The 19,660-nt window shown below is 65.0% G+C and carries 16 protein-coding genes; 6 read left to right on the top strand and 10 right to left on the bottom strand.

Annotation, left to right across the window (positions count from 1 at the left end; translation table 11 throughout):
* Both ACYQ2U_RS03030 and ACYQ2U_RS03025 read right to left on the bottom strand, forming a co-directional pair.
* The gene (locus ACYQ2U_RS03030; RefSeq protein WP_459948853.1) at positions 1-1,428 is read right to left on the bottom strand and encodes a sensor histidine kinase; all 1,428 of its coding nucleotides are present in this window, start codon (positions 1,426-1,428) and stop codon (positions 1-3) included.
* Positions 1,421-2,095 carry a response regulator gene (locus ACYQ2U_RS03025; protein WP_459948852.1) on the bottom strand — a complete coding sequence of 225 codons (675 nt, stop codon included), beginning with the start codon at positions 2,093-2,095 and terminating at the stop codon, positions 1,421-1,423. Before ACYQ2U_RS03025 ends, ACYQ2U_RS03030 begins: the two co-directional genes overlap by 8 nt.
* Before the next feature lie 363 nt (positions 2,096-2,458).
* On the opposite strand from ACYQ2U_RS03025, the gene adhP reads away from it, so the two are divergent.
* Positions 2,459-3,481: an alcohol dehydrogenase AdhP gene (adhP, locus tag ACYQ2U_RS03020; RefSeq protein WP_459948851.1), complete on the top strand. Its 1,023-nt coding sequence runs from the start codon at positions 2,459-2,461 to the stop codon at positions 3,479-3,481.
* A gap of 39 nt (positions 3,482-3,520) precedes the next feature.
* On the opposite strand, the gene ACYQ2U_RS03015 is transcribed toward adhP, so the two are convergent.
* The 3 genes from ACYQ2U_RS03015 to ACYQ2U_RS03005 are packed head-to-tail and all read right to left on the bottom strand — an operon-like array spanning position 3,521 to position 8,037.
* Positions 3,521-3,727, bottom strand: coding sequence for a YgaP family membrane protein (locus tag ACYQ2U_RS03015; RefSeq protein ID WP_459948850.1), 207 nt, complete (start codon positions 3,725-3,727; stop codon positions 3,521-3,523).
* 15 nt (positions 3,728-3,742) lie between these two features.
* Positions 3,743-7,039, bottom strand: a complete 3,297-nt coding sequence (locus ACYQ2U_RS03010; protein ID WP_459948849.1) for an efflux RND transporter permease subunit — start codon at positions 7,037-7,039, stop codon at positions 3,743-3,745.
* Positions 7,036-8,037 (bottom strand): efflux RND transporter periplasmic adaptor subunit, encoded by a 1,002-nt coding sequence (locus tag ACYQ2U_RS03005; protein ID WP_459948848.1) that lies wholly within the window; start codon positions 8,035-8,037, stop codon positions 7,036-7,038. The genes ACYQ2U_RS03010 and ACYQ2U_RS03005 overlap by 4 nt, the downstream gene beginning before the upstream one ends.
* A 116-nt stretch (positions 8,038-8,153) precedes the next feature.
* Between ACYQ2U_RS03005 and ACYQ2U_RS03000 the strand changes: the two genes are divergently transcribed.
* Genes ACYQ2U_RS03000 through ACYQ2U_RS02990 form a run of 3 tightly spaced genes read left to right on the top strand, consistent with a single transcriptional unit; the run spans position 8,154 to position 10,439 of the window.
* Entirely contained in the window at positions 8,154-8,783 is a 630-nt protein-coding gene (locus tag ACYQ2U_RS03000) for a 3'-5' exonuclease (RefSeq protein ID WP_459948847.1), read from the top strand.
* A gap of 56 nt (positions 8,784-8,839) precedes the next feature.
* The gene (locus tag ACYQ2U_RS02995; protein WP_459948846.1) at positions 8,840-9,199 is read left to right on the top strand and encodes a YciI family protein; all 360 of its coding nucleotides are present in this window, start codon (positions 8,840-8,842) and stop codon (positions 9,197-9,199) included.
* Positions 9,192-10,439 carry an RNA polymerase sigma factor gene (locus ACYQ2U_RS02990; protein WP_459948845.1) on the top strand — a complete coding sequence of 416 codons (1,248 nt, stop codon included), beginning with the start codon at positions 9,192-9,194 and terminating at the stop codon, positions 10,437-10,439. The genes ACYQ2U_RS02995 and ACYQ2U_RS02990 overlap by 8 nt, the downstream gene beginning before the upstream one ends.
* Positions 10,440-10,451: 12 nt before the next feature.
* On the opposite strand, the gene ACYQ2U_RS02985 is transcribed toward ACYQ2U_RS02990, so the two are convergent.
* Positions 10,452-12,443 carry a tetratricopeptide repeat protein gene (locus ACYQ2U_RS02985; RefSeq protein ID WP_459948844.1) on the bottom strand — a complete coding sequence of 664 codons (1,992 nt, stop codon included), beginning with the start codon at positions 12,441-12,443 and terminating at the stop codon, positions 10,452-10,454.
* A gap of 548 nt (positions 12,444-12,991) precedes the next feature.
* On the opposite strand from ACYQ2U_RS02985, the gene xseA reads away from it, so the two are divergent.
* Together xseA and ACYQ2U_RS02975 are read left to right on the top strand one after the other, a co-directional pair.
* Positions 12,992-14,344 (top strand): exodeoxyribonuclease VII large subunit, encoded by a 1,353-nt coding sequence (gene xseA / locus ACYQ2U_RS02980; RefSeq protein ID WP_459948843.1) that lies wholly within the window; start codon positions 12,992-12,994, stop codon positions 14,342-14,344.
* Between the two features lie 121 nt (positions 14,345-14,465).
* Complete coding sequence (locus ACYQ2U_RS02975; RefSeq protein ID WP_459948842.1) at positions 14,466-15,053, top strand: superoxide dismutase; 588 nt, start codon at positions 14,466-14,468, stop codon at positions 15,051-15,053.
* 82 nt (positions 15,054-15,135) lie between these two features.
* Here the strand turns inward: ACYQ2U_RS02975 and ACYQ2U_RS02970 are convergent, their stop codons facing one another.
* The 4 genes from ACYQ2U_RS02970 to ACYQ2U_RS02955 form a co-directional block, all read right to left on the bottom strand.
* Positions 15,136-17,271: a TonB-dependent siderophore receptor gene (locus ACYQ2U_RS02970; protein WP_459948841.1), complete on the bottom strand. Its 2,136-nt coding sequence runs from the start codon at positions 17,269-17,271 to the stop codon at positions 15,136-15,138.
* Between the two features lie 161 nt (positions 17,272-17,432).
* Entirely contained in the window at positions 17,433-17,765 is a 333-nt protein-coding gene (locus ACYQ2U_RS02965; protein WP_459948840.1) for a hypothetical protein, read from the bottom strand.
* A 64-nt stretch (positions 17,766-17,829) separates the two neighbouring features.
* Positions 17,830-18,771, bottom strand: coding sequence for a c-type cytochrome (locus tag ACYQ2U_RS02960; protein ID WP_459948839.1), 942 nt, complete (start codon positions 18,769-18,771; stop codon positions 17,830-17,832).
* A gap of 34 nt (positions 18,772-18,805) precedes the next feature.
* The gene (locus ACYQ2U_RS02955; RefSeq protein ID WP_459948838.1) at positions 18,806-19,543 is read right to left on the bottom strand and encodes a c-type cytochrome; all 738 of its coding nucleotides are present in this window, start codon (positions 19,541-19,543) and stop codon (positions 18,806-18,808) included.
* Between the last annotated feature and the right edge of the window lie 117 nt (positions 19,544-19,660).

The following is a 19,660-nucleotide window of genomic DNA, read 5'->3' as shown; positions in this document are numbered from 1 at the left end:
TCAGTCTCCCTCGGCGGCGGCCAGCGGCAAGGAAACCGTGACCAGGGTACCGGGATGCAGCGCGGGCACCCCCATCGTGGCCTGGCCGCCGTGCAGATCGGCGATCTCGCGGACGATGGCGAGGCCGAGGCCACTGCCCTCCTCCGCCGTGTACAGGCCGCGATAAAAACGGTCGAACACCAATTCGCGTTCTTCCGGCTGGATACCGGGACCGGAATCCTCCAGTTGCAGCAAGGCGTTGTCCCGCAGAGTCTTCACCCGCAGGGTGATCCGGCCCTCGGGCGGCGTGTACTTCACCGCGTTGTCCATCAAATTGACCAGCATTTCCCGCAACAGGAACTTGCTGCCGGTGATGACCACGGGCTGCGGATCCTCCTCGTAACCGAGGTCGAGATTCTTCGCCAGGGCGCGGTCCGCCCATTCCTCGGCCACGGAACGGGCCACTTCCCGCAGGTCCAGCGGAGCAAACTGGCTGGCCTGCTGGGTCGTCGCCTCGGCCCGGGCCAGGGAGAGCAACTGCTGGCTCAGGTGGGACAAGCGCTCCGCCCCCAACGCCACGTTGCGCAAAATGCTGCGCAGGGCCTGGGGATCGTTTTCGCGCAGGGCAATCTCGGTCTGGGTGCGCAGCCCGGTGAGGGGGGTCTTGATCTGGTGGGCGGCATCGGCGATGAAGCGGCGCTGGGCATGGAGATTGTCGTCAAGGCGCTTCATCACGGCATTCATGGCCTCAATCAGGGGCCGGATTTCCTCGGGGATGCCGGTGGTGCTGACCGGGCTCAGATCGGAGGAGCGCCGCCGGCGCAAATCCTGTTGCAGCCGTTGCAGGGGCGTGATGCCCCGGGCCAGGCCGAGATAGACCAGCAGCACCGCCAGGGGCACGATGACGAACTGGGGCACGATCACCCCGGACACCATGCTGGCCGCCAAACCCTGGCGCTTCTTGCGGGTTTCCGCCACCTGCACCAGGACCACGCGCCCGCTGTCCGCCACGGGGAAGTAGCCGAAGGCCACCCGCACCTCGTCGCCGCCGATCTCCTCGTCCCGGTAACGCACGCTTTCCGGCTCGCCGCCTTCGGGAATGTCCACCCAGGGAATATCCTGATCCCCGGCGACGATCTGGCCCTTTTCATCCACCACTTGATAGAACACCCGGTCCCGGGCGTCCGCCCGCAGCAGGTCGCGAGCCACACCTTGGTAGCTGAAATTCACGGCGCCGCGCTGGACGCTCAACAACTTGGCCACCGCGCGCACGTCGTTGGCCAGTTGTTCGTCGTAGGGCTGATTGGCGATGCTGTTGGCGGCCTGATAGGTCATCAGGATGGAGATGGCCCAGAGGAACAACAACAGGGAGAAGATCCAGAGCAGGATTTCCCCGAGCAGGGAATCAAAAGCGAAGTGCAACCACCAGAAGCGGCGTTGCTCAGACATGCTCGACCGGTTTTTCCAAACTGTAGCCGAGCCCCCTCAGGGTGGTGATGCGGATCCCCAGGGGTTCCAGTTTCTTGCGCAGGCGATGGACGTACACCTCGATGGCGTTGGTGCTGACCTCCTCGCCCCAGCCGCAGAGATGATCCACCAGGTGTTCCTTGCTCACCAGGCGCCCCACCCGCAGCATCAGGATTTCGAGCACCCCCAGCTCCCGGGCCGACAACTCCACGAGCTGGTCGCCGGCGGTGACCACCCGCTCCGCCTGGTCGTACACCAGCGGCCCCACCTCGATCTGACGCGGCTGTCCCGTGCCACGGCGAGTCAAGGCGCGCACCCGTGCCTCCAGCTCGGGCAGGGCGAAGGGTTTGGTCAGGTAGTCATCGGCACCGGCGTCGAGGCCCTTGACCCGGTCTTCAACGCCATCCTGGGCGGTGAGGATCAATACCGGCAGGGGAGACTTGCGGTTGCGCAGGCGGCGCAACACTTCGATGCCGGGCACCTTGGGCAAGCCGAGATCGAGGATCAGCAGATCGAACTGCTGGGACAGCAAGGCGGTATCCGCGTCGGCGCCATTGCCCACATGATCCACCGCATAACCAGACTTCTTCAGCACCTGCACCAACCCGTCGGCAATGATCGGGTCGTCCTCGGCCAGCAATATCCGCATGGGGTTACAACCTGCGTAAGTTGAACGTCAGAGGGCCGCCGTAGATTTCGGCTGCACCGTTCTCCTTTGATTGATTCGGCCTGAGAACATCGCCGCCGCATGACGACCGCGAGTTTTCCGGGGTGGGAACTGCTGCCTCCCCGCGCCTTTTCCTTGTTAAGTCTAACACGGCACCCGCTGCCAAACCCTTCCCACGCCTGCCCGACGCCCGTTTCCTGCCGGTGCACCGCAGCACGTTGGCCCGTTGTCTTTGCCTGTTTCCGCTGTTGACTTCCGTCACAAAGCGGTCATCCTCGTTTTCCTAGAATCAGACCATCCGTACTTCGTACTTTGTTCTGCGCGCCAAGCGCAAGGAGGATGAAAATGAGTGCAACGATGCAAGCTGCCGTGGTCCGTGCCTTCGGCCAACCCCTGGTCATTGAGGAAGTGCCCGTGCCGGAAGTTCCCCCCGGTCAAGTGTTGGTCAAGGTCGTCGCTTCCGGCGTCTGCCACACCGACCTGCACGCCGCCGACGGCGACTGGCCGGTGAAACCCAATCCGCCCTTCATTCCCGGCCACGAAGGCGTCGGCCACGTGGTCAAGGTGGGCGCCGGCGTGACCTACCTGAAGGAAGGCGACCGGGTCGGTGTGCCCTGGCTGCACACCGCCTGCGGCCATTGCGAACACTGCATCACCGGCTGGGAAACCCTCTGCGACAACCAGCAGATGACCGGCTACACCGTCAACGGCAGCTTCGCCGAATACGTGCTGGCCGACCCGGCCTACGTGGGCCACCTGCCGGACAACCTGGACTTCGCCCCGGCCGCACCCATCCTCTGCGCCGGGGTCACGGTGTACAAGGGTCTCAAGGTGCTCGATTGCAAACCCGGCGACTGGGTGGTGATTTCGGGCATCGGCGGTCTCGGCCACATGGCCGTGCAATACGCCAAGGTGATGGGCTATCACGTGGTAGCGGTGGACGTGGCCGACGACAAGCTGGCCCTGGCCCGCAGCCTCGGTGCCGACATGACCATCAACGCCGCCCAGCAAGATCCGGTGGCCGAGGTGCAAAAAGCCCTGCACGGCGCCCACGGCGTGCTGGTCACCGCCGTCTCGCGTACCGCTTTCGCCCAGGCCGTGGGCATGCTGCACAAGCGGGGCACCATGTCCCTGGTGGGTCTGCCTCCCGGCAGTTTCGACCTGTCCATTTTCGATGTGGTGCTCAACGCCAAGACCGTGCGCGGTTCCATCGTCGGCACCCGCAAGGACCTGGAGGAAGCCCTGGCCTTTGCCGGCGAGGGCAAGGTCAAGTCCCACTACAGCACCGACAAGCTGGAAAACATCAACGACATCTTCGCCCGCATGCGGGCCGGCAAGATCGACGGCCGCATCGTCCTCACCTTCTGACCGCCGGCAACGACGCCCCCATGGGGCGTCTTGCCGCGCTCAGTCCTTGACGCCGAACTTGCGCAGGATGTTTTCCAGGGGGCAGAACTTGGTGAAGCCGCTCTGGAACAGATTGGCGCCGACGAAGGCGGTGAACCAGAGCCAGGATAGCTTGCCCATGTCCGCCTGAGCGTTGACATGGGCCAGGGTCAGGGAGATGAGGATGAAGGCGCCGGCGAAGATGCGGACGAATTGATTGACGGTCATGGTCAGGTCTCCTGATTAGGGGTGGGGGATGCGGTTTCTCATGGCCGCGTAATACAGCACCGGGATCACCACCAGGGTCAGCACGGTGGACACCAGAATGCCGAAGATCAGGCTGATGGCGAGCCCGTTGAAGATGGGGTCGTCGAGGATGAACAGCGCCCCCAGCATGGCGGCCAGGGCGGTGAGACCGATGGGTTTGGCCCGCACGGCCGCCGAGCGCATCACCGCCGTGGCGAACTCCACGCCCTCGGCCACCTGCTGATTGATGAAGTCCACCAACAGGATGGAGTTGCGCACGATGATGCCCGCCAGGGCGATCATGCCGATCATGGAGGTGGCGGTGAACTGGGCGCCGAACAGGGCATGACCGGGCATCACGCCGATGATGGTGAGCGGAATGGGCGCCATGATGATCAGCGGCACCAGATAGCTGCCGAACTGGGCCACCACCAGCAGATAGATCAGCACCAGGCCCACGGCGTAGGCGGCGCCCATGTCGCGGAAGGTTTCGTAGGTGATCTGCCACTCGCCGTCCCACTTCAGGGCGTAGGCGGCGTAGGGGTCCTTGGGTTGGTGGATGAAGTATTCGTCCAGTCCTGCGGGCAGCTTGCTGCGTATCCCGAACATGCCGTACAGGGGAGAGTCCAAACGCCCGCCCATGTCGCCGGTCACGTACACCACGGGCAGCAGATCCTTGTGATAGATCACCTGCTCCCGGCGGCTCTTCTTCACTTCCACCAGTTCCGACACCGGCACCAAGGCGCCGCTGCTGGCCCGCACCCGCAGGCGCAGGAGCTGGTCGATGTTGTCCTGCCGCTCGGCGGGCAGCACCACATGGACCGGCACTTCGTACTTCGATTCCCCGTCATGCACCGGCGTCACGTCCTCGCCGGAGAGCGCCATGCGCACCACGTCCACAATGTCCCGCTGGGCCACACCGGCCAGGGCGGCCTTGGCCTGGGAGACCCGCAGCACCACCTTGTCCGCCGGAGCGCTGATGGTGTCATCCACCCCAACGATGTCCGGCGTGGCCTCGAAAGCCGCCCGCACCTGTTTGGCGGTGGTGATCTGACCGTCGTAGTCGGGGCCGTACACCTCGGCCACGATGGGCGATAGCACCGGCGGCCCGGGAGGCACTTCCACCAGCTTGGCGTTGCCGCCATGGGCCTTGGCCACCGCCAGCACCTTGTCGCGGATGGACACGGCCACCTCGTGGCTCTTGCGACTGCGGTGGTGCTTGTCCACCAGATTGACTTGGATGTCGCCCATTTCCGGGTTGCTGCGCAGGTAGTACTGGCGCACCAGGCCGTTGAAGTTGATGGGGCTGGCTACCCCGGCATAGGCTTGGTAGTCCCGCACTTCTTCCACCTCGGCCAGCACCGCCGACATTTCCCGCAGCACCCGGGCGGTTTCTTCCAGGGGTGTGCCCACGGGCATGTCCAGCACCACCTGGAATTCGCTCTTGTTATCGAAGGGCAGCATTTTCAGGATCACCAGCTTGAACACGCCGAGGGATACCGAAATCACGATGGCAGCCCCGATGCCGAGCCAGAGCTTGCGCCGGTTGGCGCTGCCTGCCGCCCCCAGCAGCGGCGTCATGATGCGTTGGGACAGCGCATCCAACTTGCCCGCCAGTTTCTGATCCTTGGCATCGTCACCGCCATGGTGGCCGTGCTTCATCAGCTTCAACGCCAGCCAGGGCGTCACCACAAAAGCAATGGCGAGGGAGATGAACATGCCCATGGAGGAGTTGATGGGGATGGGGCTCATATACGGCCCCATCAAGCCCGAGACAAAGGCCATGGGCAGCAGGGCGGCGATCACCGTGAAGGTGGCCAGAATGGTGGGGCCGCCCACCTCGTCCACCGCACCGGGGATGATCTCCAGCAGGGTCTTTTCCGGGTACAGGGCCTGCCAGCGGTGGATGTTCTCCACCACCACAATGGCGTCGTCCACCAGAATGCCGATAGAAAAAATCAGCGCGAACAGGGACACCCGGTTCAAGGTAAAGCCCCAGGCCCAGGAGGCAAACAGGGTGGCCGCCAGGGTCAGGGTGACTGCCGTGCCGACGATCACTGCCTCCCGCTTGCCCAGGGCAAACAACACCAAGAGCACGACGAAGGAGGTGGCGAACACCAGCTTGCCAATGAGCTTTTGCGCCTTGTCCGTGGCGGTTTCGCCGTAGTTGCGGGTCACGGTGAATTCAATGCCCTCGGGAATCACCGTGCCCTTGAGCCCCTCGGCCCGGGCGATGACGGCCTCCGCCACATCGGCGGCGTTGACGCCGGGTTTCTTGGAGATAGACAACGTCACGGCTGGACTCTCGCACCCAACTCCGTTCGTGCTGAGCTTGTCGAAGCATGAATGGAATGCATCGCCATTTTCCCGCCCTTCGACAGGCTCAGGGCGAACGGTAGCTGCACCTCGACCAAGGCCAAACCACACATAACGACTCGGCTGATCCGGCCCATCAATCACCTTGGCCACGTCCGCCACGGTGATGGGCCGCCCGTTCTGCACGCCCACCACCAGGGCCTTCACGTCGGCGGCGGATTCGATATAGGTGCCGGTCTGCACCAGCACTTCCTTGCCGCCGCTCACCAGACTGCCGGCCGGTTGCGAGGCGTTGGAAAGCTGAAAGGCGTTTCGCAGATCCTGGGCCGTCACGCCGTGGGCGTTCATGCGCTCGGTGTCCATGGCGACGCGAATCACATGACCGGGACCGCCGATGGTTTCCACGTCCCGGGTGCCACCGATGCGCTTGAGTTCGATCTCCGCCGCGCGGGACACCTGCTGCAACTCGAAGGCCGACTTGTCCGGATCGCGGCTCCAGAAGGTCAGCGCCACGATGGGCACATCGTCGATGCCCTTGGGTTTGATGATGGGCTGGCCGACGCCCAGATTCGGCGAGAGCCAGTCCTGATGGGAATGGATGGTGTCGTAGAGCCGCACCAGAGCCGTCTGGTTGGGCACGCCCACCTGGAACTGCACGGTGATCACCGCCATGCCGGGGCGGGAGACGGAAAACACATGGTCGATGCCCGCCATGCGGGAGAGCACCTGCTCCGCCGGTCGCGCCACCAGACTTTCCACATCCTTGGCCGAGGCGCCGGGGAAAGGCACCAGCACATTGGCCATGGTCACGTCGATCTGGGGCTCTTCTTCCCGGGGCGTGATCAGGGTGGCAAAGAGGCCCAGCAACAGCGCCACCACCGCCACCAGGGGCGTCAAAGGATGGTGCAGGAAAAAGTCGGCCAAGCGGCCCGACAGGCCGAGGGAAGAACGTTCCTGCCCAGGCGCGGAATGACTCATTTCTTCACCGCCGCCATGCCCGCCTTCACCGGTTCCAATGCCACGGTTTCACCACTGGCGATGCCGGCCAGCACCTCGATGCCATCGGCCATGGTCTCGCCCAGGCGCACCTGGCGCAGGCGCGGTTGGCCCTGGCCGTCGAGCACATACACCAGGGTCACCTCGCCCCGGCGCACCACTGCGCCAGCAGGCACCAGCAGTTTCTCGGCCTTGCCGGTGACCAAGTGCAGACGGGCAAAAGCGCCGGGGACGACGCCCTCGGTGTTGTCCGCCAGATAGGCGCGCACCGTGGCGGTATGGGTGCGGCCATCCACCGTCGGCAGCACTTCGACCCGCACCGCGTCCAGCCACTTGCCGTTTTCCGTGAATTCGATCCGCGCCTTCAGGCCGCTTTTCGCGCCCTTCATTTCCGCCAGTTGCTGCTGGGGCACCGCCGCCGTCACCCGCAGGCTGCGGGGATCGAACACCGTCATCAGGGGCTTGCCCGGTGCCGCCATTTCCCCCATTTCGGTCAGGCGCAGGCCCACCACGCCGCTCATGGGCGCGGTGATGGTACCGTAGCCCGCCCCCACGCCGGCCTGGGCCGCCATGGCCTTCGCCGCCTTGTAGTCGGCCTCGGCCTTGTCCAGGGCGGCGGCGCTGACGAACTTCCTTTCCATCAGGCTGCGGGTGCGCTCGTATTGGGCCTGGGCCTGGATCAACTGGGCCTGGGCCGCCGCCGCGCCCTCCGCCGCTTCCCGGGAGTCGATACGCATCAACACCTCACCGGCCTTGACCCGGCTGCCCGCATCGACCCGCACCTCCAGCACCCGACCATTGACCTGGGCCGCCACGGTGGCCTGGCGCACCGCCTCCACCGTGGCCTCGGCGGCCAGGGTGCGATCCACGGCGCGCAGCACCACTTGCTGGCCGCGCAAAGGCTCGCCTGCCCAAACAGGGGAAAGCGCGGCCCCCAGCACCAGGGCGGACAAGAGGCAAAAGGTCGGTCGGAAGAGCATGTCGGCGATTGAGCGGAATGAGTTCATATATAAGTATATTCTAATGGTTGTATTTCAAGGGCCGCCGGGACGCGGCTCTGTATCCTCCGTCACCAAGGCTACACTCCCTTCCCATCATGGATACCCCCCGCATCGACACCGCCCCGCCAGAACTCCCTCCCTACCCGGGCCTACGCTTGGAACAAGTGCAACTGGTGGAGGGAACCGCCGCAACCCAGGCCATGGCCGCGTTGATGGACTGCGACGTGCTGGGCTTCGACACCGAGTCCAAACCCACCTTCCGCAAGGGGGAGGAATCCACCGGTCCCCATCTGCTGCAACTGGCGGCGCTGGATAGGGCCTGGCTGTTCCCCCTCACCGCCCGCTTCGACGGTGACCTGCTCAAGCCCCTGCTCGAATCGGAGCGCATCCTCAAGGTGGGCTTCGGTCTCAAGGACGACCTCAAGCGCCTCGCCGGCAAATACGGCATCCAGATGCGGGGCGTGGTCGATCTGTCCATCGCCCTGCGCGGCATCCAGCGCCAGGACTTCGGCGCCAGGACGGCCGTGGCCCACTTTCTCGGCCAGAAACTGCAAAAGTCGAAAAAGATTTCCACCACCAACTGGGCGCGGCTGCCCTACACCCCGGGCCAGATCCTCTACGCCGCCAACGACGCCCACGCCGCCCTGGCGGTGTACCTGGCCTGGCAAAAACAAAAAGAAAATTCACCGCCCCCTGTCGAAAAGGATGGTCGCCCATCGTCATGACCATGATGGACGGCCTACCGGTCGGTCCGTCTCCCCATGACACTCAGGAGTCCGCCATGCAATACACCATCGCCATCTACGAAACCCCGGAGGGCTTTGCCTCCCGCACCGACCCGGCCCTCGCCCAGGACTATTGGTCCGGCACCATGCACTATCTGGCCGCCCTCAAGGAAGCCGGCGTTTTCGTCGGCGGAGCCGGCCTGCAAGGGCCGGAAACGGCCACCACCATCCGTTTCCAGGACGGCAAGCACCTGGTCCAGGACGGTCCCTTCATCGACGTAAAGGAGCAACTGGGCGGCTTTTTCATCATCCGGGCCGACAACCTCGACGCGGCGCTGAAGTGGGCAGCCCGCTTCCCTCCCCGTCCCGGCGTGGTGGTCGAAGTCCGCCCCAATGTGCCCCAGGACGGTGGCTGATCCCTCGCCCGACCCCGAGGCCGCCGAACAGGCCGAGGAGCGGGCGGCTATCGCCGTCCGCCAGGCCTCGCGCAAACTGGTGGCCTTTCTCGCCGCCCGCAGCGGCGACATCGCTGGGGCGGAGGACGCCCTGGCCGATGCCGTTTGCGCGGCGCTGGAACACTGGCCCCAGAGCGGCGTGCCGCGTTGTCCCGAGGCATGGCTGCTGGCGGTGGCGCGGCGGCGCCTGATCGACCAGGCCCGGCATCGCCAGGTGGCGGATGCCTACGCCGCCGACTGGCTGGCCCTGTCCTCGGAGGCCATGGTCCACGCGGACGAAGGCGCCCGCTTCCCGGACGAACGCTTGCGGCTGATGTTCGTCTGCGCCCACCCGGCCATCGACCCCGGCATTCGCAGTCCACTCATGCTGCAAACCGTCCTCGGCCTGGACGCGGGCCGGATCGCCTCCGCCTTTCTCACCAAGCCGGCTACCATGGGCCAGCGCCTGAGCCGGGCCAAGCAGAAAATCCAGAAGGCCCGCATCCCCTTTGCCATTCCCGCCAGCGCTGAACTGCCCGAGCGCCTGGGGGCCGTGGCCGAGGCCGTTTATGCGGCCTTCACCTGCGGCGGCGCTCCAGCATCCCTCGGCCCCCTGGGTGGCGAAGCCTTCACCCTCGCCGCGCTGCTGGTGGAACTGTTGCCGGAGGAACCGGAGGCCTTGGCCTTGCTGGCCTTGATGCAATACCACTACGCACGGCATCCCCCCAGCCGCGGCGCCCCGACCGCGTATTTACCCCTGTCGGCGCAGGATCCCGGCCAGTGGTGCCCAACCACTTTTCAAGCAGCGAACCGGCTCCTGGCCAAGGCCGCGAGCCATGGTCGTCTCGGTCGTTTCCAGATCGAGGCGGCAATCCAACAAACCCACATGCAAGGGCGGCTGTCGGGACGGGAAGACTGGGCGGCCCTGACCGCCCTCTACCAGGGATTGCTCGCGATCGCCCCCACCCTGGGCGCGGCGATTGCCGCCATCGCCGTCCAGGCCCGGGCCGAATCACCGGCGGCCGCGCTGGCCGCCCTCGACCGCCTGCCCGCGCACCCGCTCCAGGACTACCAGCCCCACTGGGCCTTACGCGCGCAGCTGTTGGCAGATTGCGGCCGTGGACAGGAAGCCCGCCAGGCCTACGACCGCGCCATCGCCCTGTGCACCGACCCGGCGACCCGAACCTTCCTGCAAAACCGTCGCGACCGCCGCGACGGCTGAAGCCACGCGCGGCTAGTTGAGCGCGGCGCCCTGCTCCAGGCGTTCGAGGAAGGCGCGCGCCTCCTCGTGGCCCAGGCCCGCCGCCTGGCGCAACCAGCGCAGGGCCAGCTTGGGATTGCGCGGCACGCTCTGTCCCACGCCGCGATAGTAGGCGCTGCCCAGTTCGTACTGAGCGTTGGCCTCGCCCAGGGTGGCGGCCCGGCGCAGATGCTTGACGGCGAGCTTGCCGTCGCGCCGCACGCCCTGGCCGTGGAGCAGGCAGAAACCGACGCAATACAGCACGTAGGCGTCCTCGTGCTGGGCCAGGGCCTGTTCGTACCAGCGCCAGGCCTCGCGCGGGTTCTGTTCCACCCCGAGGCCGTCGTAATACAGATCACCCAGGGCCACCTTGGCATCGAACAGGGTGATGGCACGGCGGAACCAGAGCGCCGCCTGGGCAGGGTCCTGTTCCACGCCCCAACCGTGGCGGTAGCACTCGCCGAGGCGAAACGCGGCTCGGCGATGGCCCAGTTCGCCGGCCTTGCGGTAGAGCACCGCGGCCTTTTCCATGTCCGCCGGCACGCCGTCGCCCCCTTGCATGAAGGCCTCGGCCCGGGCGAACCAGTACCGTTCCAATTCGCCCAGGGCGGGCTTCCAGCCCGCTTCCGCGGCGGCCCGCAACAATTCCTCGCCCCGCGCCAAGTTGATGTGGGTGCCGATGCCGTGCAGGTAACAGCGCCCCAGTTCGGCCTGGGCATGCACATCGCCGGCCGCGGCGGCGGCGCGGTAGAACTCCACCGCCGCCGCCACGTCGGGCTTCACGCCCTCGCCGTGTTCATGGCAATCGCCCAGCCAGACCTGGGCCGCCACGTCCCCGCCCTCGGCGGCGCGGCGATACCAGGCCAGGGCCTGGTCCTTGTTTTCCGCCACGCCCTCGCCCCAGCGATAGCAGTGGCCGAGCTTGAGCTGGGCCTTGGCGTGGCCCTGGCGGGCGGCGGCCCGATACCAGCGCACGGCCTCCTCCATGTCCTGGGGCAAACCACCGTGGCCGAAGGCATGGGCCTCGCCCAGGGCGAACTGGGCTTCCCGGTGGCCCTGAGCGGCGGCCCGGCGGAACCAGGCCAAGCCCAGTTCAATATCCTTGTCCACGCCGTGGCCCTGGAAGTGACACTGCCCCAGGAAAAACATGGCACCGGGAATGCGCGCCTTGGCCGCCTCGGCGAACTGGCGCACGGCGGCGCCCACGTCCTGGGCCACGCCCTCGCCGGAGTACAGACAGAGCCCCAGGCAATAGCGGGCGGCGGGGATATCCCGCTCCGCCGCCAGGGTCCACAGACGGACCGCCTCCGCCCGGTCCTCCGCCAGGCCCCGGCCGAAAAAGCGGCAACGGGCCAGCAGGTCCCAGGCGTTGGCCTCCCCCTGCTCGGCGGCGGCCTTGAGCCAATGGGCGGAGCGGACGAAGTCCACCTCGCCGCCCTCGCCGAAATACCAGATCCGGCCCAGCCAGTACTGGGCATCGCGTATACCTTGCTGGGCCATGGTTTCCAGCAACTGACGGGCACGGGGAACGTCCGCCGCCATGCCGTCGCCGCGTAACAGGCACAGGGCCAACCAGGTCTGCCCGCGCGGATCCTGGCGCTCCGCCGCCGAGCGGAACAGGCGGGCAGCCTCCGCCACGTCCGCCGCCAGGCCGTGGCCGTGATACATCAACCAGCCCAACACCGCCTCTCCGGCCCCGCATTGGGCCTGGGCGCTGCGGGTGGCCCACAGCACCGCCCGCACGTGGGACTGGGTTGCCCCCTGGCCGCTGGCGTGGCGCCAGGCCAGTTCCGCCTGGGCCCGGGCGTTGCCGGCCTCGGCCATGCGATCCAACTCCGCCGCGGGCACGTCGCGCCAAAAAGCATCGGCCGGACCGAGCAAGGCCAGGGCCCGTTCCGCCCCCCGCACCACCAATTGGCTGTCGAGGGCCTCCCTGAGCAGACCCAGCGCGAGGGAGGAGGAAAGGGCGGGAACCGAAGCTGACATGGTTGTAAGAATAGGCGATGGAAGCGTCATAAAAGCACGGCGCGGAAGGGCTGTAGCTTTATCCACAAAATCTGTGGATAAACGTGTGAATAGAAGTGGATTGCCCCGGCTAAACCGGCCTGCCGCTTGGCTTCGCCACAAACTGGCGCAAAATTGCGCAATCTCGATGACTCTATAAAAATCAAACGGTTATGAAAAAACAGCGGCAATGACGCAGGTTTCACGCTGGGCGTGAAATTTGTTTGACAAAAACATAAAAAGCATTCCCGGGGCGGTGGAAAACTTTGCTGGATTGATGACACGATTCTGTAACCAAGCTGTCACAAGGCCCCGCGCCAGAAACGCTATGACTTTCGCCGGAGGAATAACCATCCTATATCAATAGTTATAGTCAATGGGCATTCCTGCAAAGGGGTGGCGGAGGCAATCCCACGAGCCCCCGGCCATCGTTCGGCATCCGGGGAAAGCGGTCCCGCCGGGACGCCCAGGGTGCCGGCCCCTTGGGCTTTGGCCCTACAATTCCGGCCTCCTTCATCGTGCACCGCGTCATGGCCCAGGACACCCTTACCGTCAGCGAACTCAACCGCCTTGCCCGCCAGGCCCTGGAGCGGGCCTTGCCCTTGTGCTGGGTGGCGGGCGAAGTGTCCAACCTGACCCGGGCCGCGTCGGGCCACGTCTACTTCACCCTCAAGGACGAGGGCGCCCAGGTGCGTTGCGTCATGTTCCGCTCCCGCGCCCAGTTGCTGCCCTGGCAACTGGCGAACGGCCAGCAGGTGGAAGCCCGCGCCCTGGCCGGCCTGTACGAGCCCCGCGGCGACTTCCAGCTCAATGTGGAAGCAATGCGCCGGGGCGGCCTGGGCCGACTGTTCGAGGCCTACGCCCGGCTCAAGGAACAATTGGCGCAGGAGGGCCTGTTCGCCGAGGAGCGCAAGCGTCCCCTGCCCGCCTATCCCCGCGCCATCGGCATCGTCACCTCGCCCCAGGCCGCCGCCCTGCGCGACGTCCTGGCCGCCCTGCGGCGCCGGGCAGCCCACGTGCCGATCATCCTCTACCCCACCCTGGTCCAGGGCGAGGGCAGCGCCGCGCAAATCGCCGCCGCCATTGACGCCGCCTCGACGCGACAGGAATGCGACGTGCTGATCGTGGCCCGTGGCGGTGGCAGCATCGAGGATCTTTGGGCTTTCAACGAGGAGATCGTGGCCCGGGCCATCGTCGCCGCATCGATGCCCGTGGTCAGTGGCGTCGGCCACGAGACCGACGTCACCATCGCCGACTTCGCCGCCGATCTGCGCGCCGCCACCCCCACCGCTGCCGCCGAGCTGGCAAGCGCCGGCTGGCATGCCGCCGCCGCCGAGGTAACGGCGTTGTCCGCCGGGCTGAAAAACGCCATGGCCTGGCAGTTGGACAGCCTCTACCAGCGCCTGGATTGGCTGCAACGGCGGCTGGTGCATCCGGCCCAGCGCCTGGCCCGTTCGCGGCAACACTTGGCCCTGCTGGCTGGCCGCCTGGCCGCCGCCAGCCGTGCCGCCCTGCGCCGCAGTGAGCAGGTCGTGCATGGCCTCGCCCTGCACTTGCAGCGGCGCCGTCCCGATCCATCGCGCCAGGCATCCCGCTTGGCCAGCCTCGCCAACCGCCTGGAAAGCGCCACCCAGAACCATCTGCAACAACAACGGGCGACCCTGGCACAACTGGCCGCCAGCCTCGCCGCCCTCAATCCGGAAGCCACCCTGGCCCGGGGCTACGCCATCGTCCGCGATGGCGACGGCAAGCCGGTCGCCGACGCCGCCCAATTGCACCCCGGCGCGACCGTTCACCTGCAATTCGCCCGGGGCCGCGCCCAGGGCCGCATCGACAGCATCCAGCCCGAAACGAAAGCCAGCAAGACAACCAAGGGCAATTGAGTTTGCCCATGACCTCCATAGGCCTGCGCTGTTGTCATCGGCGTCGACCGCCACTACACTCGTGAGCTGCCGCTCCTCGCGAGCGCCAACCAACCCAACACAGTCCCTCAGGAGAAGAACCATGGCATTCACCCTGCCCGCCCTGCCCTACGCCCAAGACGCCCTGGCACCCCATATTTCCGCCGAGACCTTCGAATACCACTACGGCAAGCACCACCAAGCCTATGTGACCAACCTCAACAACCTGATCGCCGGCACCGAGTACGAAAGCCTGGGTCTGGAAGAAATCTTCAAGAAGGCCCCCGCCGGCGGCATCTACAACAACGCCGCCCAGGTGTGGAACCACACCTTCTTCTGGAGCAGCCTCAAGCCCAACGGCGGCGGCGCTCCCAGCGGCGCCCTGGCTGACGCCATCAACAAGAAGTGGGGCTCCTTCGACGAGTTCAAGAAGGCCTTCCAGGCTTCCGCCGTCGGCAACTTCGGTTCCGGCTGGACCTGGCTGGTGAAGAAGGACGACGGCTCCGTGGACATCGTCAACACCGGCGCCGCCGGCAACCCGCTGAAGAGCGGCGAAGGCAAGCCCCTGCTGACCATCGACGTGTGGGAACACGCCTACTACATCGACTACCGCAACGCCCGTCCCAAGTTCGTGGAAACCTTCCTGGCTTCCCTGGCCAACTGGGACTTCGCCAGCGCCAACTTCGCCTGATCAGCACAGATCCGGTTGCGACCTCCCGGTCGCGCGGCAAAAGGGCATCCATCGGATGCCCTTTTTCTTTGTGCCGCCCGTGTCAGAAGTTAAAGACGGTCTTCAGCATCACCGTGCGGGGATCACCGAGGGGAATCACGTTGTTGTTCAGCACCCCGGCGAAATACTCCTTGTCGAAAATGTTCTTGATGCTCAGCAGCAGTCGATAACCGTTGCCTTCGTAGCTGACGCTGGCGTCGGCCACGGTGTAGGCGGGAATGCTGTAGGTCACCGACGGGCTGGTTTTGCTACCCTCGAACCGTGCCCCCAGCCCGAAGCCGAAGCCGCGCAGGGGGCCGGAACGGAATAGGTAGTTACTCCAGACGCTGGCGCTGTGGAGCGGCACATTCTGCAAGCGGGCCCCGATCGGCAGGGTGGTGTCCCGGGTGATGCGGGCATCGGTGTAGGACCAGGAACCGGTCAAGCTCCAACCATTGCGCAGGTCGGCGGAGATTTCCGCTTCGAGTCCCTTGGTCCGCTGCTCACCGGTTTGAATACTGAAACTCGTGTTGTTGGGATTAGTCGCCAACGCATTCTGCCGCGTCAGTTCATAGCGGGCAATCGTGGCATTGATGCGCCCCTGGTCGAACTGAAACTTGATCCCAGCCTCGCCCTGTTGCCCAGTCTCCGGCTGGAATTGCTGGCCGTTCACATCGGTATCGCCGAGGGGCAGGAAGGACGTGGCGTAGCTGATATAGGGGGCAACATTGGGCGTGGCCTGGTACATCAGCGCGCCGTTGCCCGTGGTCTTGGACAGGGACTGCTTGCTGGTGGTTTTTTTCAGGTGGTTTTCCACTTCATTGTCCGCATAGTCCTGACGGGCCGCCAGGGTGAGGCTCAAGCGATCGCTGAGCTCCACCCGGTCCCGCAGATAGAAAGCGGCGTAGCTGATGGTGGTGGTGTTGAAAGAAGTAGGTGTCGTCGGGAAACTGATTGCCGAGTAGTAAACCGGATTGCTCAAATTCAGAGGAGCAACAGTGAAACCGCTGGTAGTGGCGTTGCGCAACTTGTCCCGATTCAAATCCAGGCCCAACATCACGGTCTGTTTCAGGCCGAGGATGTTGAAAACCTTCTCGACATTGCTGTCCAGGGCCACGGAGTTCTCGTGCACGTCCTGCAAGGTGCCGGTGCGGTTCTGGGTGATGCCGTTGGCCGCCAGTGTGCCCAAGAAAACGCCACGCCCCTGCATGTCCATTTCCGTAATGCGGAAGTTCTGTTGCAGTTTCCAACCCGATGAAAACTGGTGAGTCAGGGCATAACCCACTTGCGCCTGCTTGGCCTGATAGGGACCAATGCCGGGGTCGCCCATGAACAGGCTGCGGGAAATGCTCACGGCCGGGTTGGCGAAAAGACTACCCCGTAGCGGCAAGCCTTGCTGCCGCAAATACTCCCGATTATTGAAGGATGCCAGCAGGACAAAGTCGGTCGCCGGTCCCAGGTCAAGAGACAGGGATGGTGCTAGATATTTGTTTTTGAAATACACGAAATCGGTGGGATCGTCCTGATCGGAAATCATGCCGTTCACGCGAAAAGCGCTTTTCCCCGACTCGGAAAGGGGACGCCCCAGATCGAAGGTCAGTTGTTTGTAGCCATAGCTACCCACGCCCACGCCGACCTCGTTGAAGGACTCCGCCTTGGGGCGCTTGCTGATCATGTTCACCATGCCCCCCGGCTGGACCAGGCCGAAATTGATCGAGGCCGGCCCCTTCAACACCTCCACCCGCTCAACGCCGAAAATTTCGTTGGCCATCCAGTTGCCCTGATTGACCCGCAGCCCGTCCACGTAAACCGACTCCGATGCCCGCTGGCCGCGAATATAGAAATCGTCCCAACCGCGCCGACCGTAGCTTCCCGCCGAAACCCCGGCCACCCCTTGCAACGCTTGGCTCAGGCTGGTGACTTGGCGCGAATCCATCTGTTCCCGGGTCAGGACCGTGATGGACTGAGGCGTCTCGAACAAGGGCAGATCGGACTTGCTGGTGCTGCCCGCCCGTCGCGCGGAAAAACCGGACTCATCGCCCGCCACGGCGGTGACCGCCACCTCCGAGAGTTGGGTCTCTGCGGTTGCGGACTGACCAAGCGCCAGATGGGGGTGATAAAGCAGGCTCAATGCGGCGACGGCGGCAAGCCGTGGGGGAACGACAGGGGAAACGCCCTTGGTGAAGGGTTGTGTAAACATTGGGGACTCACATGTAGGTTTTATTTTGACCAATCGCCTGCCACGCGGACAGACAAGGGCGACACCAAGCCAACGCCCCTCTCTGCCGACCGAAAATGGCATGAGCGAGGGCTTGCCTTCCAGCGAGGAAGACCGAGGCTTAAGCAGGGGGAAGATGCCCTTTAGGGCACGGCGAGCGGCACGTTACGGTAGCGCACGAAGTTCTCCTGGAAAGAATGCTTGCGTGGCTGGCTGCCCGGGACAACAGGAACTGGCTGGCTGATCATGCCCTTGATGTGCAACCAAGGGCGCTTGCATTGAAGCGGTTGTTGATAGTAGTTCTCATCTTCTGCTGAGTCAAGGTATCCGCGGCGAAGACGATCGGTCGCCTTGAATAACCTTAAAACGACAGGGATAACCAGAGCATGCAGAGACCCCATGCCCCCACCGCTATGCTGATCGTTCCAGCGTTGCCCTTCTGGCGCGACCACGTCGGCGGTCGCTTTCCAGTACATGAGGAACTCAAAATAAAAACGGGGCCCGAGGCCCCGTTTTTATTGCTCGGCATCCGAGGCGGTGTTACTTCACCCCCTGACCCAGCTTCTTGCCGTTCACCTCGACGCCGTACAAGTTGATGCCGTCGTTGTCGTGGAAACGCTTGCGGGTTTCGTCGATGCTGCCGTTCACCAGGCGCGGATCCTGGGGACGCTCGTGGGAATTGATGAAGGCGGCCACGTCCCAGGCTTCCTGGTCGCTCAGGGTCTCGCCCCGGCCGAGGGGCATGTTGTGCTGGATGAAACCGGCGGCGGTGTTGATCCGGTGCATGCCCGCGCCCCAGTTGTAGGAGTCCTTGCCCCACAGAGGCGGGAACACGGAGGTCACGCCCACCTTCTTGCCTTCGCCGTTGGCGCCGTGGCAGAGGGCGCACTTGGCATCGTAGACCGCCTTGCCGCGGACGATGTCGTAGCCCCCCTTGGGCGGCGGCGGTTCGTCAAAGCCTCGCCCCGGCAGGGCTTTGCCCGTCGGCGCGCCGGTGGACATCCAGTAGGCGTAGGTGGTGAGGGCGGTGAGGATTTCGCTGTCGGCGGCGGGGGCCTTGCCGTTCATGCTGAACTGGAAGCAGCCCTGCATGCGCTCGACGAAGGTGTTCACCTTGTTGTTCTTCTTGCGATAGGCCGGATACATGGGATAGGCGGCCCACAGGGGCGCTGAGTTGGCCTTGCGGCCCCGGTCGATGTGGCAGTTAACGCAGTTCATCTCATTACCCACGTACTCCGGCGCCAGGGCCTTGGTGTTCATGAAGATGTCCTGGCCACGGCGCACCAGGTCGCCGAAAGCATTGTTGGGAATTTCCTTGTCGGTGGGCGGCTGGAAAAACTTCAGCTCCGGCGCCTTGGCCGGCGCCTTGGGCAGTTGGGTCTGGTCGTCCAGTCGGGGATTGCGGGCAGGCTCGGCCGCCTGGGCGTGGTGCAGGACCAGGCACAGCAGGGCGGGCAGCATACGGAGGGCAAGTGTTTTCATGGTTGTCATCACTCAAATTGGGGCGGGGTTCACTTCAGCGCAGCCGATGCTGGCTTTCGTCGAAAGCCTCTTTCGATTCGCCGAGGCCGGCGAAATAGGCAGCCACGGCCTTGATCTCGTCATCGCTCAAATCCTTGGCGATGTGCTGCATCAGGCCGTTGGGGTCGTTGCGCCGGGTGGCGGGCACGGCGGCCATCGCCTTGATCTTGCCCTTGGCGCGAACGGCCGGCTTGCCGCGCCAGGCGTGCAACTGGGCCTCGATGTACTCCGCTGATTGGCCGGCCAGGGGCGGGAAGGTACTGCCCACGCCCACGCCGGAGGGGCCGTGGCAGAGGGTGCACTCGGGAATATTGCGCTCCCAGGCGCCGCGCAGGGCGATCCAGGCGCCGCTGCCCTGCTCGGGACGCTCGACGGGGCCGGCCTTGACGTTCACCTTGGGCATCTCGGCGTAGGCCTTGGCGACGGCCTCGATCTCTTCGTCGCTGAGGGACTTGGCGACGGGTTGCATGATCGGATTAATCCGCAAGCCGGCACGAAGGTCCCGCAATTGTTTGGTGACGTACTCGGCGGGCAAGCCGGCCAGGCGAGGGAAACCGCCCGCCGCCATGCCCTTGCCGTCGGTGCCGTGGCAGGTGATACAGGGCAAGGCCGCCGGATTGGCGCCGCCTTTTTGCATGATGGCTTGGCCGTCGACGGCATGGGCCGCCAAGGGAAGCTGCGTCAGGGCGCAGCCCAATAAGAAGAACAGCGACTTGAAACGCGACACGTTCACGGGAAATCTCCTGGGTTGGCGATGAAATCGTTAACAAGCCGATTCCCCGTCGCAACGGGGAATCGGCCGACTCGGCGCCGCCTCATCCACGCGGAATGGGCGGCATTGTTATTCCTT

It is taken from the genome of Denitratisoma sp. agr-D3, assembly GCF_054658675.1.
The sequence above is the reverse complement of the archived record's forward strand: the minus strand, read 5'-3'. Positions and strand labels throughout refer to the sequence as shown.

Excerpts from the sequence above, each read along its gene's own strand:
- ACYQ2U_RS03030 (WP_459948853.1), bottom strand. The coding sequence starts at position 1,428 with ATGTCTGAGCAACGCCGCTTCTGGTGGTTGCACTTCGCTTTTGATTCC.
- ACYQ2U_RS03025 (WP_459948852.1), bottom strand. The coding sequence starts at position 2,095 with ATGCGGATATTGCTGGCCGAGGACGACCCGATCATTGCCGACGGGTTG.
- adhP (WP_459948851.1), top strand. The coding sequence starts at position 2,459 with ATGAGTGCAACGATGCAAGCTGCCGTGGTCCGTGCCTTCGGCCAACCC.
- ACYQ2U_RS03015 (WP_459948850.1), bottom strand. The coding sequence starts at position 3,727 with ATGACCGTCAATCAATTCGTCCGCATCTTCGCCGGCGCCTTCATCCTC.
- ACYQ2U_RS03010 (WP_459948849.1), bottom strand. The coding sequence starts at position 7,039 with ATGAGTCATTCCGCGCCTGGGCAGGAACGTTCTTCCCTCGGCCTGTCG.
- ACYQ2U_RS03005 (WP_459948848.1), bottom strand. The coding sequence starts at position 8,037 with ATGCTCTTCCGACCGACCTTTTGCCTCTTGTCCGCCCTGGTGCTGGGG.
- ACYQ2U_RS03000 (WP_459948847.1), top strand. The coding sequence starts at position 8,154 with ATGGATACCCCCCGCATCGACACCGCCCCGCCAGAACTCCCTCCCTAC.
- ACYQ2U_RS02995 (WP_459948846.1), top strand. The coding sequence starts at position 8,840 with ATGCAATACACCATCGCCATCTACGAAACCCCGGAGGGCTTTGCCTCC.
- ACYQ2U_RS02985 (WP_459948844.1), bottom strand. The coding sequence starts at position 12,443 with ATGTCAGCTTCGGTTCCCGCCCTTTCCTCCTCCCTCGCGCTGGGTCTG.
- xseA (WP_459948843.1), top strand. The coding sequence starts at position 12,992 with ATGGCCCAGGACACCCTTACCGTCAGCGAACTCAACCGCCTTGCCCGC.
- ACYQ2U_RS02975 (WP_459948842.1), top strand. The coding sequence starts at position 14,466 with ATGGCATTCACCCTGCCCGCCCTGCCCTACGCCCAAGACGCCCTGGCA.
- ACYQ2U_RS02970 (WP_459948841.1), bottom strand. The coding sequence starts at position 17,271 with ATGTTTACACAACCCTTCACCAAGGGCGTTTCCCCTGTCGTTCCCCCA.
- ACYQ2U_RS02965 (WP_459948840.1), bottom strand. The coding sequence starts at position 17,765 with ATGTACTGGAAAGCGACCGCCGACGTGGTCGCGCCAGAAGGGCAACGC.
- ACYQ2U_RS02960 (WP_459948839.1), bottom strand. The coding sequence starts at position 18,771 with ATGAAAACACTTGCCCTCCGTATGCTGCCCGCCCTGCTGTGCCTGGTC.